This is a genomic window from Streptomyces scabichelini (assembly GCF_011045015.1).
Taxonomy (GTDB): domain Bacteria; phylum Actinomycetota; class Actinomycetes; order Streptomycetales; family Streptomycetaceae; genus Streptomyces; species Streptomyces scabichelini.
The window spans coordinates 76,631-89,879 of sequence record NZ_JAAKZY010000007.1; the positions used below are offsets into that span (position 1 = coordinate 76,631).

Here is a 13,249-nt window from a genome sequence, read left to right on the forward strand (position 1 = left end):
GCGGCTAGGTAGCGTAGGCAGAAACCTAATAATCCCAGGTTTGCCCGGCCCGACCGGCTTGCTGGCGAGATCCCGGGGCGCCCGATCGCAGCTGTCTCGTCGTGACCGAGCGGTCCGACGGCCTCGTGGGCGTGACCTTGCGCTTTCCGTCGACGACGGGCCGTCTCTCCGCCTTCCTGGACAAGCTGTACGCCTGAGCCGGCCCGCAGCCCGGCCGCACGCAACCGTGTGTTCCGGCCATGTCAGACTGGCCGCTCGGCCTGTGCGTCCCTGCCGTCGATTCGGGTGAGCCGCGCCGTAAGGACACGTTCGGTGCGGCGGCGGAACGGGAAGTGGCCAAGGATGCGGGATGTACGTGAGGCCTGGGCCGCCGGTGCGGCCCAGGTTGTGAAGTGGCGCCAGGAGCCCGTGGTCGTCCAGACGGTACGGTCGGCGGCGGCCGCGACGATCGCCTATGTGGTCGCGCTGCAGTTCAGCCCCGAGGTCGCACCGCTCACCGCCCCGCTGACCGCGCTCCTCGTCGTACAGGTGACCCTCTACTCCACCATCACCACGGGCGTACGCCGAGTGAACTCCGTGGTGTCCGGAGTCCTCCTCGCCATCGCGTTCAGCGCCATCGTCGGACTCACCTGGTGGAGCCTGGGCCTGCTGATCCTCGCCTCACTGGCCGTCGGCCATCTGGTGCGGGTCAGCGAGTTCGTGCCCGAGGTGGCGATCAGCGCGATGCTGGTCCTCGGCGTCACCAAGGTCGGCGACACGGCGTGGGCGCGGGTGCTGGAGACCGTCATCGGAGCCGTGGTCGGGCTCGGCTGCAATCTGCTCTTCGCTCCCCCGGTGTGGGTCGGCGCGGCCGGTGAGTCCATCGAGGACCTGGCGCGCCGGATACGCCAGCTGATGCTGCTGGTCGGCGAGGAGGCGGGCGGCCGCACACCCGTGGCGTACGCGGCGGAACGGCTTTACGAGGCCCGCCGTCTCGACCACGACATCGTCGAGGTGGACGCGGCCCTCAAGCAGGCCGAGGACAGCCTGAAGCTCAACCCGCGTGTACGCGAGGGGCTGTTGCACCGGGTGGTCCTGCGTACCGGCCTCGACACGCTGGAGATCTGCGCGGTGGTCCTGCGGGTGCTCGCCCGCAGTCTCACCGACCTCGCCAAGCAGCGTGATCCCGAGCCGCTGTTCGAGCGGGAGACCGGTGCGACGGTGGAGAAGCTGCTGGCCGAGGTCGGCGACGCCGTGGTCAGCTTCGCCGTCCTGGTCACCACCGACGTCAGCCGCAGCGCGGAGTCCGCGGAGGCCCGGCTCGCCTCGGAACTGGCCGCGGCGACCGCCACTCGCGACAAGCTGGCCCAACTGCTCCTCGACGAGGTCCAGCGGGACGCGCGCCAGTGGCAGCTGCACGGTGCGGTGCTCACCGAGGTCACCCGGATCCTCGACGAGCTCGACATGGAGCACCGCTCCGACCGGCTCCTGGAGGAACTGGACCGCTGCACGCGCGAAGAGCGCGAACGCATGCCCAGCCTGACCCGCCTGCGCCGCCGACTGCGCGACCGCAGACGGAACCGGCGTACCGCCTCGGATCGTGTTGGGTGACGAACCGGGCGAGACCTGAGCGAGGACCGAGGGAGTGCGCATGGCCGACGGCACCGTACGGATCGACGGAAACACCCTGCGGTTGCCGGGCGGCGTACTGGTCCGCTTCATACGGACTTTGCGCCTGCCCGAGAAGGGGACGCATCCGCTGCCGCCGGGGCTCGGCGAGTTCCCCGTACGGCGTGTGGCGGACCACCCGGACACGGTGCCCGCCGAGTGGCTGGCGCGCGGCGGTGTGATGCTGCCGGTGTACCTGCGCGAGGCGATGTGGCTGAGCTTCGCCGGTACGTGGCAGCCGGCCGCCCTTCAGGTGGGCGTCGGCAAGGTGTGCGCGGTCTCCGGCAAGCCGTGGAGCTCACGGCTTGCGCGGAAGCCGCAGAACTATGTGGTGCTGCCGCGGCAGCCGTGGCTCGATGGCATCAACTCGGGGAAGGGCACGGTCCGCCAGTTCGTGGCGGTCCCGCTCGGCCTGGGCGCCACCGTCGAGGGCCAGGTCACCGGCGAGGAGGTCTGGGGCGGCGTACAACTCCAGTCGTTCCCGCTGAACGACGCCGCGCTGGCCGAGTGGCGCGAGGAGCAGCGGCGGCAGGCGGAGCGGGAGCGGAACGTCGGTTCTACGGGCGGTTATGGCGCCGCGTTTCCGATGGCCGCGCCCGGTTCACCGACCCTGACAGGTGGCCCGATGCCGGCCCCGGCACGCGGCGCGCCACGGGCCCCGGCGGCGATGGGCCTGGGCGTCGGCGGCTCGATGCGTCAGGAGGTCTACCGCGACGACCGGCCCCTCTCGGACTGGGCCGAGTCGGCGGCGGGGCGCGTGTTCGTGCATCTCGTGACGCCTCCCGAGTGGCGGCGCATCACGGGCGAGGCGCCCCCGCCGTCGCCCGTCGACCGCGCGGCCTACACCCGGGCCGGGCTGCCGTGGTTCGACTACTTCGACCAGGACGCCGACGACCTCTCCCCCACGGACACGCTCGGCGGGGTCCAGCCGGTCGGCGACTGGCTCGGCGACGACCACACGCCCTGGGAGCCGCCGTCGCCCGGCCAGGTGAAGCCGCTCGGGGACGCGCCGGGGAAGCCGGTGGGGGACGGCGACTGGTAGGCCCCCGGGGACAACCCGGGCAGGTCATTGCACTCCGCGCAACACCCGATGCCGCATTTGCCTGCGCTACGGCAAACCGCCAAGGTGGCTGTCACGGCTGAGGCGATCGACACCAGAGGTGCGGGCATGAGCAAGGGTGCGGAACCGGCGCGAGGCGTGCTGAGCAGGCGCCGTTTCGTCGGGGCGCTCGCGGCAGCCGCGGTGACCGCGCCGGTCGCCTGCGGCACCGAGGACCAGCCCGAGCCCGAGGCGGCCACCTCGGCGCCTATGGAATCCCCGAAGCCCACCGCGTCCGCAAAGCCCCGCCCCACGGGCCCTCGTCCCCTCTTCCTCGGCACGTACACCTCGGCCGAGGGCAGCGGCACCGGCATCGGCCTCGCGACGTACGACAGCACGACGGGCCGGATCACCGGCAGGGGAACGCTCACCGGCATCGGCGACCCGTCCTATCTCGCGGCGCATCCGGACGGCCGCACCCTCTATGCCGTCAACGAGCGCGCGGACGGCGGCGTGACGGCGGTCCGGCTGTCGACGAGCAGGCGCCACAAGGTACTTGGCACGCGCGGTACGGGCGGCAGCGCTCCCACCCACCTTTCCGTGCACCCCGGCGGGCGCTGGCTGCTGAGTGCCAACTACGGGTCCGGCAGCGTGGCCGTGCACCCCATCGACGCCTCGGGTGCGCTCGGCGAGCGTACGGATCTCGTCACGCACTCCAGCCCGCCGCCAGGACCCGGCCAGGAAGGGCCGCACGCGCACCAGTTCATCACCAGCCCGGACGGCGGCCATGTGCTCGCGGTCGATCTGGGCACGGACACGGTCTACACGTATCGCCTGAACGAGTCGGCGGGCACGCTCACCCCGGTCTCCCAGGCGCACACGCGCCCCGGCGCGGGCCCGCGCCATCTCACCTTCCACCCCGGTGGCCGCTTCGCCTATCTGGCGAACGAGATCGACAACACGGTGGTCGTGTGCGCCTACGACCCGGCCACGGGGCGTCTCACACCGGGTGATCCGCAGCCCACGGGCACCGGCGAGGGCACGAACTACCCGGCGCAGCTGCTCGTCACGCAGAAGGGCTCGTACGCGTATCTCGCCAACCGTGGCCACAACAGCCTGACCCGGTACGCCGTCGAGGCGGACGGGGCCCGGCTGCGCCTGCTGGACACCGTGCCGGTGCGCGGCGACTTCCCGCGCCACATCGCCTTCTCGCCGGACGGGAGGCTGCTGTTCGCGGCGAACCAGAAGTCGAGCACGGTCAGCGTCTTCCACGTCGACGAGAAGTCCGGCGAACTCCGGCTCGCGGGCGAGCCGTTCGCGTCACCCGTCGCCGTCTGTGCGCTGCCGCTGTAGGGCACGGGGGCAGGTCCCGGCGCTCGCCTGGGCGATGAGGATGTGCATACGTTCCGTCAGCTGGCCGAGGTCGTCGGCGGGCCGGTGGAAGGGCAGCCGTACGTCGCCGTGGCCGCGCGAGCGCTCGATGCGCAGCGTCAGTCCGTGCCGGTCGACGGCGAGCGGCTGGACGCGCACCGCGCCGTGCAGGTTGTCGGGCTCGACGAGGCGGGTGAGCCGCTCGACGGCGTCCGGGTGGCAGTCGGCGAGGTGGGTCAGCAGCCGGGCCTCGGCCGTGGCCAGCGGGTCGGGTTCGGCGCGGGCGTACTCGTCGAGGTCGACCACGACCGCCCCGCCGGGATCGCGCAGCACGATGCGGGTCGGGCTGAACGCCAGGTGTCCGTCCTCGGGCGCGAACCAGCCGGCCAGCCAGAGCCGGGCGCGGATGCGGTTTCGTACGGGGACGGGCGCGACGTCGGCGAACTCGAGCACGGCGGACGGCTCTCCGCGTGGCGCGCAGATCGCGGCCGCGGCGAGCATGCTGTCGTCCGGCAGACGCAGCAGCACGCGGCCGTCCTCGGCGACGGTGTGGACGCCGATGAACTCTTCGCGGCCGCCCTCCGCGGTCACCGCGCAGGACCATGCCGTGGCCAGCACGGTGCGGGCACGCTGCGCCGTTGCCGGCACGGCGGTCCAGGTGTGACGGTCACCCATCCGAACCTCCTTAGGTAAGCCTTGCCTAACCTACCGAAGATCGAGGCCGACGCCAACCACATCCAGCCCTTTTCCCTGCGGACGTGCCGTCAGGGCTGTGCTGTCCAGTGCACGGGTCGGGTGACTGAACCCGGAAGTCTCGTACCGGCGCTGCCCCTGGCCGCGTTGAGCTGGGGCTGGGTCAGGAAGAAGGCGCCGGTCAGGTCGGCGTCCGTGAGGTCGGCGTCGCGGAGATCCGCGCCGATGAGGTCCGCGCCCCGAAGATCGGCGCCGGTCAGGTCGGCGGCGATGAGGTAGGCACCGCGCAGGTCGGCGCCACTGAGATCGGCGCCCTTGAGACGGGCGCCCATGAGGTCGGCGCCCCGGCGGTCCTTCTTGCGGCCACGCGCCCCTGCCCGCACCCGTTCACCAGCCGGCCCGGCCCGCACCAGCTCGCTCGTCCGCAGCAGGAGCACATTGACCTTCTGCCGGTGCGCTCCCACGTCCAGCTCTCCGAGTTCCTCCGGGGTTTGAAGGGTGAGCCGCTCGGTTTCGCGCAGCAGCCGGCGGAGGTCGGCGTGGACCGGCCGGGCGGCGGACAGGGTCAGCGCCTCCGTCAGGTACCAGAGCAGTTCATGGAGTTGCCGTACGACGGGAAAGACGTCGAACATCCGCCGGGCGTGCTCCCCGGTCCCCGCCCGCCAGTCCTCCCCGCCGAAGGTGACCTGCGAGACCTTCTGCCCGGCGCCGAAGCAGTCGTAGACGGTGCAACCCGGGAAGCCGCGCTGCCGCAGCTCGGTGTGGATGCCGCAGCCGAAGTCGGTTCGCAGGTGGGAGCACGGCCGCCCCGCCTCCTTGTCGACCGCGAAGTCCGCCGAGGCCGAGAAGGGCAGCGCGACACAGCAAAGGCCGAAGCACCGGGTGCAGTCCGCGCGCAGATCCTGGAGGTCGAGGTGGTTGTCCTGCATGACGATCAGCCTACGTCGGGCTCAACTCGACCCATCCGACTCGCCTCCGTCGAACGAATCCTCACCGATGAATTTTCTGCGCTGTGGGGGTCTCCACATACAGAAGAAAACAAGCTCCGCTACTACGGAGATACGAGCCCAACTCAGGTACGAGCCATACGAACCAAACGAAGCAAACGAACCGAGGAGAGCGTCATGTGCACCCACCAGCCCCCGTGCCCGACCGCCGAGAGCCCCGACCACCACGCCGCCGTGATCGTGTCCGCACACCCCGAGCAGGGCTGGTACCGGCTGTGCAACGGCACCATCGTCTTCGACGACACCGGCGAACTCCTCCCGGACGGCCGGATCGTGAACCCGCTGCGCGCCCTCCGCACCTTGACCGTGGCGGCCTGAGCCGGCCTCAGTGACCGAGATCCAGCCGTTCCAGCCGCTCCGGGTCGGCCAGAATGCAGATGTCGACGATCCTTCCGTCCACGACGGTGACCCCCATGACTCCCATCGGCTGCCCCTCCACCACGATGACGACACCCACCGCGCCATTGACCAGTACGAGCCGCGAGGACTCCGCCATCTGCCGGAACATGAGCGCCTGTCCGGCCACCGCCGCGGCACCGCGGACCAGTTTGGACGCCGCGGCGCCCCGTACGACCGTCCCGGAGTCCGCGCGCAGCACCACATCGGGGTCGAGGACGGTGAGGAGCGCCTCGAAGTCGCCGTCGCGCGCGGCGGCGAGGAAGGCGTCGAGGACCTCGCGCTGCCGGCCGAGGTCCGGATCGGGCGCCGGGGTGGCACCCTGAACCCGGCGACGTGCCCGGCTGGCCAGCTGACGGGTCGCGGCCGGAGAGCGGTCCACGATGGACGCGATGTCGCCGAAGGGCACGGCGAACATGTCGTGCAGCACGAACGCGAGCCGCTCGCCCGGCTCCAGCGTCTCCAGCACCACCAGCAGGGCGAGCCCGACCGAATCGGCCAGCAGCACCTCCTGCTCGGGGTCGATCCGCTCCAGCGGGCTGACGACCGGGTCGGGTACGTATGTGTCGAGCCTGTCGATGGACTCCTCGCGCCGTGCGGTGCGCGAGCGCAGCATGTCCAGGCAGACGCGGCCGACGACGGTGGTCAGCCAGGCGGCGAGGTTCTCGATCGCGTCGGAGTCGGAGCGGCTCAGCCGCAGCCAGGCCTCCTGGACGGCGTCCTCCGCCTCACTCAGTGAGCCGAGCATCCGGTAGGCGACCGCCCTCAGGCGGTCGCGGTGGTCCTCGAACCGCCGTGCCAGATCCGTCTGGCGCGCGTACTCGTCCCTCGCCGTCACTGTCTTCCCCCGTGTCCTGTCGGAACAACTGCCGTCCGAGTCACTACCGGCTGAAGAGCTCGAAAGCCACGGCCGGCTTCCCGCCGAAGCGTTCGCCCATCGTCTGCGCGTGGCCGGTCAGGAAGCCACGGACGTACGTCTCCGGGTCCTCACGCGTCAACACCTCGATATAGGTGCGGTGTTCGAGCAGAGACCGCACCCCGCGCTCCAGTCCCGGCGTGGCGTCCACCGCGTGCGTGGGGCTCGCCGAACCGGCGACGGCGACCCAGCGGACCCCGTCCCAGGGTTCGAGGCCCTGGTCGGCGAGTTCGGGAAAGATCCACCGGTTCCCCGCGTCCCCGGCCGCGTCGAGCGTGGCCCGCCCCACGGCGACATGGTCCGGCGTGTTCCAGGCGACCCCGCCCCAGGTGTCCCGGTGGTTGAGCGTGATCACCAGCTCGGGCCGGTGCTTGCGGATCGCCGCCGCGATGTCCCGCCGCAGCGCGATGCCGTACTCGACGACCCCGTCCTGGTGATCGAGGAACTCCACCTCACTCACCCCGACGACGGCCGCACTGGCCCGCTGCTCCCGCTCCCGCAGCGGGCCGCACTCGGCCGGCTCCAGTGTGTCGATGCCGGCCTCGCCGCGGGTCGCCAGTACGTACGCGATCTCCCGGCCCGCGTCCGTCCACGCGGCGATCGCCGCCGAGCAGCCGTACTCGAGGTCGTCCGGGTGCGCCACCACGGCGAGAGCCCGCTGCCAGTCGTCGGGCATGGGCTTGAGCTGGTCGTTGGTCGGCTCCGTCATGGTTCGCAGGTTACGTTCAGACCTCGTCCCGTGACAGGGCGATCAGCCGGTCCAGTACGCGCGGACCGCCCGCCCGTACTCCGTCGTGCTCGAACTCGTTCGTCACCCACGCACGCAGCCCCCGGATGCTCCGCGCCGTCCGCAGCGAGTGATCGGTGTCGACGTACATGTCGTCGTGGTAGACGGCCGCGGCGACGGGGACCTCGTTGGCGGCGAGGCGGGCGGGGTCGTACAGCGGGGGCCAGTCCGTGCGTTCGGCGAGGAGGTCCGCCGTCGCGCGCAGCGGACGCAGGGACGGGTCGCAGTCGAAGGTCCACGGGTGCACGGACTCACCGGTGAACAGCACGGGGCCGTCGCCCGCGAGGGTCTTGGCCGCGTCGAACTGCGGGAACTCCGAGCGGACCCGCTCGGCGGACCAGGCGGTGGGCCGCTCGCCCTGGCCGTAGCAGGCCTCGTGCACCAGCGCGTACAGCGGGTGGCCCGCGAACGAGAGGGCGGACTGGACGTCCTCCTGGAAGGCGTCGGAGAGGGCCTGGCCCTGGGCGGTGCGGACGAAGGCGTGTTCCAGGAGGTAGTGCAGCCGGTGGCTGCCCTCGCTGCCGCCCAGGAGGATGCCGAGGGACTGGAAGGCCTCGACGGTGAGGCGGTAGCCGCCGTTCAGGACCGGCTCGTGCCGCAGCAGGTACTCGGCGATCTGCCGCGCCCGCTCGACGTCCTGCGGGTAACGCGCGTAGTGCGCGGCGACCTTGCGCTCGATACGCGGGTACGCGGCCCGGTAGACGTCGTCCGCGTGCCCGTCCAGGGTCGGCAGGCCGCCGGTGATCAGGGCGGCGCGCAGGCCTTCGGGCGCGGTCGACAGGTAGGTCACCGTGCAGAAGCCGCCGAAGCTCTGGCCGAGAACCGTCCAGGGGACGCCGCCGGTGACCGTGGGGCGGATGGCCTCGCAGTCGCGGACGATGGAGTCGGCGCGGAAGTGCGCGAGGTAGTCGGCCTGTTCGCTCGGGCCGCCGCGCAGCGGAAGGGTCTGGCGGTTGGCGGGGGTGGAGTGGCCCGTGCCGCGCTGGTCGAGCAGCAGTACCCGGTACTCCTTGAGGGCGCGGCCGAGCCAGGCCTGCTTCCCGATGAAGCGGTTGGCGCCGAAGCCGGGGCCGCCCTGAAGGTAGACCAGCCAGGGCAGGTCCTGGACAGCCTTGTCGCTCTTGTCGCTCGCGACTACTTCACGGGCGTACAGCTCGATCGTCTCCCCGTTCGGGTCGTCGTGGTCGAGGGGCACCGTGAAGCGGCGGTCGGCGAGGACCACGCCGGGCTGACGGTAACTGACGCTCAATGCGGCTCCCGAGGACGTACGGACCTTTCAGGGCCAGTTCAGCACATGGTCCTCAGCGGGGCGGCAGGCTGGAGCGGCGTACGACGAGTTCCGGCTGGAGTACGACGCTCCGGTGCTCGTGCGGGACCGGTGCCGTCTCGGCCTCGGTCTCCTCCAGGAGGAGTTCGGCGGCGAGCGCGCCCATGGTCACGGCGGGCTGCCGTACGGAGGTGAGGGGGACGGCGGCTGCCGCCGCGAACTCGATGTCGTCGTAGCCGACGATCGCGAGGTCGTCGGGCACGGACACCCCGGCCGCGAACATCGCCTGCAGAACGCCGAGCGCGAGCAGGTCGTTGGCGCAGAAGACGGCGGTCGGGCGCTCGGCGAGGCCGAGGAGCCGCGCACCGGCGTCGCGCCCCGCGGCCACGTCGAGCCGCTCGGTGGGCAGTTCACGCAGACACTCGGCACCGAGGCCGGCCTCGGCCAGCGCGTTCAGCGCACCCGTCCGCCGGTCCCTGACCTGGTTGAGGCCGGGCGGTCCGCTCACATACGCGATGGAGCGGTGGCCCGCGTCGACCAGATGGCGTACGGCGAGCGCTCCGCCCGCCACGTCGTCGACCGAGACCGAGCACTCGGTGGTGCCCTCGGCGACCCGGTCGACGAGCACGAACGGGATGCCGTGGCGCCGGAACGCCGCGATGTTCCGCCCGGTCGCGTCGGCGGGCGTGAACAGCACGCCCCGCACCCGCTGCTCGGCGAAGAGCGACAGGTAGTCGGCCTCCTCGCCCGGGCTCTGTGCGCTGTTGCAGACCATCACGCCGAGCCCGGCGTCACGGGCGGCGCGCTCGGCGCCGCGGGCCACGTCCACGAAGAACGGGTTGCCCATGTCGAGGACGAGCAGGCCCATGATCCGGCTGCGCCCGGCCCGCAGCTGACGCGCCGACTCGCTGCGGACATAGCCGAGCCGGTCTATCGCGGACAGCACACGGGCACGGGTCTCGGAGGCGACCGTGTCCGGCCGGTTGATGACGTTCGAGACCGTGCCCACGGAGACTCCGGCGACGCGGGCGACATCCTTGATACCCACCGACTGGGCCATCAGGCAGAGACCTCCAGGGTGACGAGGGGCGGCGGGCAGGCCTTCACATTACCGGCGCGCCCGCCGCTGTGAGCAGCGGTCACGCGGGCAGCCGGAAGTCGATGACGTGGAGCGCCGAGGGCGTCGTACCGCTGGACTTCTCCTGGTACATGAACGACAGGACTCCGTCCTGCGCGATGCGCGTCTCGTCGGTCACGACCTCGCCGAAGGCGTTGAGCCCGGCGCCGTCGAACAGCAGCCTCCAGTCCGTGTGTCCGGAGGCCGCGGAAGCTCCGGCGATCCGGCCGAACGGGAAGATCGCGTACGCGTTGTTGTACTTGTCCATGACCAGCTTGGTGCGCTGACTGGAGTTCAGCGGGACCGGTATCTCGGTCTTCTGCCAGGGGCCGGAGGAGCTCTTGCGGACGAGGAAGGCACGTCCGTTGGCGGTGCGGTCGGCGACGTAGTTCGTCGTGCACTGACCGAAGCGGCCGGGTACGTAGCTGATGATGGCGTGCGGGCGGCCGGCCGAGTCGGTGAACTGGCTTTCCTGGTTCATCAGCGAGTGGTCGGGATTGAGCGGGTCCACGACGAGCCCTGCGTCGGTGACGGAAACCCTGTCGGCGCTGCCGGAGCTTCCGGTGGTGCCGACGACGGCGCCCGCGTTGTTGCGCCAGGTGCGGCCCCGGTCGTCCGAGTAGACATAGCCGGTGTCGTGGTTGGTGATGCCGCCGCCGTTGCACATCACGGCGGCGTTCTGCTCACGCCAAGTGAACATGGCGTGCAGGCGCCCGTTGCGGTCGTAGTCGATGCCGTGCAGGTACATGTTGCGGGCCGTGCTGGAGCCGTGCTCGCTGGTGTAGGTGCCGGTGGAGCTGGTCCACTCGCCGAGGTTGGTCCACCTGGTGCCGTCGTACTCGGCGAGTGCGTTGCGGCCGTTGCCGGAGACCGCCACGCGGTAGCTGAGCTGGAGCCGGCCCTCGGGCGTCGAGATGAACTGCGGGTACGTGAACTGCGAGGTGAGCGCGAGCCCGTCGAGGGTGGACTGCGGTGCGCCGAAGCGGCTCGTGGTCCAGCTCAGCCCGGCGGGGTTGTCGAGGAGCCCGGCCACGGACTTCACGTAGGTGAAGCCGTCGCTGTGAGAGTCCATGTTGAGGTGCAGCCGGCCGTCGATCTTGGAGACGCCCATGGAGATGACGTTGTGGGAGTCGTTGTACCGGAGCGTGTGGCCGACCTTGACGGTGGACCAGGTGCTCGCGCCGAGCGCACGGCGGCCGACGACGGCGTTGCGGTCGGCGGTGTACCAGACGGCGTACTGGTAGCCCTTGTAGGTCAGCAGCCCGTTCTTCTGGAACGCGTTGTTGTTGACCAGGCCGTCGTACGACACGAAGAAGATGGCCTGGCTGTCCAGCGTGGAGCTGCCGATGCGCGTGACCGAGGGACCGGGGTCGGCAGCCCGTGCGGCACCGGCGCCGATGACCGGGCCGGCCACGGCACTGAGGATGGTGCCGGCCAGCAACGTGCGTCTTCTCATCTCGGGGGACTCCTTTGTCGGGCGAGATCGAGCACTTCAGTGGGAACGGTGTTCTGTCAGGCGAGGTGGAACACCTCGGTGAGCGGCTTCATCGCCTCGTCGGGCCGGGCGCCGTCCAGCGACTCGAAGAACGGCGCCATCTCCGCCTGCCAACGGGCGTTGACCTCCGCGGCCTCCATGCCGGCCTGGGCCGCCGCGAAGTCCTCGGTCTCCAGATAGCCGACGAGCAGGCCGTCGTCGCGCAGGAAGAGCGAGTAGTTGTGCCAGCCGGTGGCCGAGAGCGCTTCGAGCATCTCCGGCCACACGGCGGCGTGCCGCTCGCGGTACTCGGCGATCCGGTCCTCGCGGACCTTCAGCAGAAAGCACACGCGCTGCATCAAGGACCCTCCGGGTCTAGAAGTTGAAGTCGTCGATGTTCTTCGCGTCGAACACGGTCGGCTTGCCGAGGTTGATCACGCCGTCCTTGCCGATGGTGTACTCGCCCATGTCACCGGCGGTGAACTTCTCGCCCTCCTTGCCGGTGATCTGGCCCGAGGCCAGCGCCACGGACGTACGCGCGGCCAGCTCGCCGAGCTCCGCCGGGTTCCACAGCTCGAACGCGTCGACGGTGCCGTTCTTGACGTACTTGCGCATGTCGTTCGGGGTGCCGAGGCCCGTCAGCTTGACCTTGCCCTTGTACTTGGAGCCGGACAGGTACTGGGCGGCAGCCTTGATGCCGACGGTGGTCGGGGAGATGATCCCCTTCAGGTTCGGGTACTCCTGGAGCAGGCCCTGGGTCTGCTGGAAGGACTTCTGGGCGTCGTCGTCACCGTAGGCGACCTTGACGAGCTTCATGTCCTTGTACTTGGGATCCTTGAGCTCGTCCTCCATGAAGTCGATCCAGACGTTCTGGTTCGTCGCCGTCTGCGCGGCGGACAGGATCGCGATCTCACCCTTGTAGCCGATCTGTTCGGCGAGCAGCTGCACCTCGGTACGGCCCAGGTCCTCGGCGCTGGCCTGCGAGACGAAGGCGTTGCGGCAGTCGGGCTTGGTGTCGGAGTCGTAGGTGACGACCTTGATGTCGTTGCTCATGGCCTGCTTGAGCGCGGTGCACAGGGCACCCGGGTCCTGCGCGGACACGGCCATCGCGTCGACCTGCTGCTGGGTGAGCGTGTTCACGTAACTCACCTGTCCCGCGGTGTCGGTGGCGCTGGACGGGCCGACCTCCTTGTACTTCGAGCCCAGCTCCTTGAGGGCCGCCTCGCCGCCCTTGTCGGCGGTGGTGAAGTACGGGTTGTTGACCTGCTTGGGCAGGAACCCGACGGTCAGGCCCTTCTTCAGTGCAGCGTTCGGGTCGGCCTTGCCGGCCGTGGCGGCGGCGCCGCCCTCCTTGCTGACGTCTTCCTTGGTGGTACCGCCGCCGCAGGCGGTGGCGGCGAGAGCGAGCGAGGTGACGGCGGCGAGCGCGACGGCGCTGCGGCGGAGAGATGACTTGCGCATGAGGGGATCCTTTTGCGGAGTGGAGTGGGGTTGCGCCCCGTAGGGGCGCGGGGAACTGCGCGACCAGCCACAGA

13 protein-coding genes and 1 pseudogene are annotated in these 13,249 nt (G+C 70.6%); 5 read left to right on the forward strand and 9 right to left on the reverse strand.

Annotation, left to right across the window (positions count from 1 at the left end):
• Positions 1-62 precede the first annotated feature (62 nt).
• The 4 genes and pseudogenes from G5C60_RS03975 to G5C60_RS03990 all read left to right on the forward strand — a co-directional run.
• Positions 63-152: pseudogene (locus tag G5C60_RS03975) on the forward strand (FBP domain-containing protein); the annotation flags it as partial.
• A gap of 190 nt (positions 153-342) precedes the next feature.
• Positions 343-1,590: an FUSC family protein gene (locus G5C60_RS03980; protein ID WP_165254761.1), complete on the forward strand. Its 1,248-nt coding sequence runs from the start codon at positions 343-345 to the stop codon at positions 1,588-1,590.
• A gap of 40 nt (positions 1,591-1,630) precedes the next feature.
• Positions 1,631-2,689 carry a hypothetical protein gene (locus G5C60_RS03985; protein WP_165254762.1) on the forward strand — a complete coding sequence of 353 codons (1,059 nt, stop codon included), beginning with the start codon at positions 1,631-1,633 and terminating at the stop codon, positions 2,687-2,689.
• A 126-nt stretch (positions 2,690-2,815) separates the two neighbouring features.
• Positions 2,816-4,039 (forward strand): lactonase family protein, encoded by a 1,224-nt coding sequence (locus G5C60_RS03990; RefSeq protein WP_165254763.1) that lies wholly within the window; start codon positions 2,816-2,818, stop codon positions 4,037-4,039.
• Here the strand turns inward: G5C60_RS03990 and G5C60_RS03995 are convergent.
• A complete protein-coding gene (locus G5C60_RS03995) occupies positions 4,007-4,732 on the reverse strand; it encodes a DUF2470 domain-containing protein (RefSeq protein ID WP_165254764.1) in 726 nt (241 codons plus the stop codon). The two genes, G5C60_RS03990 and G5C60_RS03995, sit on opposite strands and share 33 nt — an antisense overlap.
• Positions 4,733-4,821: 89 nt before the next feature.
• Positions 4,822-5,679, reverse strand: a complete 858-nt coding sequence (locus G5C60_RS52980) for a pentapeptide repeat-containing protein (protein WP_165254765.1) — start codon at positions 5,677-5,679, stop codon at positions 4,822-4,824.
• Positions 5,680-5,874: 195 nt separating this feature from the next.
• Between G5C60_RS52980 and G5C60_RS04005 the strand changes: the two genes are divergently transcribed.
• Complete coding sequence (locus G5C60_RS04005; RefSeq protein WP_165254766.1) at positions 5,875-6,075, forward strand: DUF5999 family protein; 201 nt, start codon at positions 5,875-5,877, stop codon at positions 6,073-6,075.
• A 7-nt stretch (positions 6,076-6,082) separates the two neighbouring features.
• On the opposite strand, the gene sigJ is transcribed toward G5C60_RS04005, so the two are convergent.
• The 7 genes from sigJ to rhaS form a co-directional block, all read right to left on the reverse strand.
• Entirely contained in the window at positions 6,083-6,991 is a 909-nt protein-coding gene (gene sigJ / locus G5C60_RS04010; RefSeq protein ID WP_165254767.1) for an RNA polymerase sigma factor SigJ, read from the reverse strand.
• A gap of 43 nt (positions 6,992-7,034) precedes the next feature.
• Complete coding sequence (locus G5C60_RS04015; protein ID WP_165254768.1) at positions 7,035-7,778, reverse strand: PIG-L deacetylase family protein; 744 nt, start codon at positions 7,776-7,778, stop codon at positions 7,035-7,037.
• Positions 7,779-7,794: 16 nt separating this feature from the next.
• A complete protein-coding gene (locus tag G5C60_RS04020) occupies positions 7,795-9,105 on the reverse strand; it encodes an alpha/beta fold hydrolase (protein ID WP_165254769.1) in 1,311 nt (436 codons plus the stop codon).
• A 52-nt stretch (positions 9,106-9,157) separates the two neighbouring features.
• Complete coding sequence (locus tag G5C60_RS04025; RefSeq protein ID WP_165254770.1) at positions 9,158-10,183, reverse strand: LacI family DNA-binding transcriptional regulator; 1,026 nt, start codon at positions 10,181-10,183, stop codon at positions 9,158-9,160.
• A 79-nt stretch (positions 10,184-10,262) separates the two neighbouring features.
• On the reverse strand, positions 10,263-11,696 hold the full coding sequence (locus G5C60_RS04030; RefSeq protein WP_165254771.1) for a BNR repeat-containing protein: 1,434 nt from the start codon (positions 11,694-11,696) through the stop codon (positions 10,263-10,265).
• 56 nt (positions 11,697-11,752) lie between these two features.
• Entirely contained in the window at positions 11,753-12,073 is a 321-nt protein-coding gene (locus G5C60_RS04035; protein ID WP_165254772.1) for an L-rhamnose mutarotase, read from the reverse strand.
• 16 nt (positions 12,074-12,089) lie between these two features.
• The gene (gene rhaS / locus G5C60_RS04040; protein ID WP_165254773.1) at positions 12,090-13,175 is read right to left on the reverse strand and encodes a rhamnose ABC transporter substrate-binding protein; all 1,086 of its coding nucleotides are present in this window, start codon (positions 13,173-13,175) and stop codon (positions 12,090-12,092) included.
• Between the last annotated feature and the right edge of the window lie 74 nt (positions 13,176-13,249).

What these genes read in the sequence shown, in the direction of transcription:
- G5C60_RS03980 (WP_165254761.1), top strand. Translation starts at nt 343, where the DNA reads ATGCGGGATGTACGTGAGGCCTGGGCCGCCGGTGCGGCCCAGGTTGTG.
- G5C60_RS03985 (WP_165254762.1), top strand. Translation starts at nt 1,631, where the DNA reads ATGGCCGACGGCACCGTACGGATCGACGGAAACACCCTGCGGTTGCCG.
- G5C60_RS03990 (WP_165254763.1), top strand. Translation starts at nt 2,816, where the DNA reads ATGAGCAAGGGTGCGGAACCGGCGCGAGGCGTGCTGAGCAGGCGCCGT.
- G5C60_RS03995 (WP_165254764.1), bottom strand. Translation starts at nt 4,732, where the DNA reads ATGGGTGACCGTCACACCTGGACCGCCGTGCCGGCAACGGCGCAGCGT.
- G5C60_RS52980 (WP_165254765.1), bottom strand. Translation starts at nt 5,679, where the DNA reads ATGCAGGACAACCACCTCGACCTCCAGGATCTGCGCGCGGACTGCACC.
- G5C60_RS04005 (WP_165254766.1), top strand. Translation starts at nt 5,875, where the DNA reads ATGTGCACCCACCAGCCCCCGTGCCCGACCGCCGAGAGCCCCGACCAC.
- G5C60_RS04015 (WP_165254768.1), bottom strand. Translation starts at nt 7,778, where the DNA reads ATGACGGAGCCGACCAACGACCAGCTCAAGCCCATGCCCGACGACTGG.
- G5C60_RS04025 (WP_165254770.1), bottom strand. Translation starts at nt 10,183, where the DNA reads ATGGCCCAGTCGGTGGGTATCAAGGATGTCGCCCGCGTCGCCGGAGTC.
- G5C60_RS04030 (WP_165254771.1), bottom strand. Translation starts at nt 11,696, where the DNA reads ATGAGAAGACGCACGTTGCTGGCCGGCACCATCCTCAGTGCCGTGGCC.
- G5C60_RS04035 (WP_165254772.1), bottom strand. Translation starts at nt 12,073, where the DNA reads ATGCAGCGCGTGTGCTTTCTGCTGAAGGTCCGCGAGGACCGGATCGCC.
- rhaS (WP_165254773.1), bottom strand. Translation starts at nt 13,175, where the DNA reads ATGCGCAAGTCATCTCTCCGCCGCAGCGCCGTCGCGCTCGCCGCCGTC.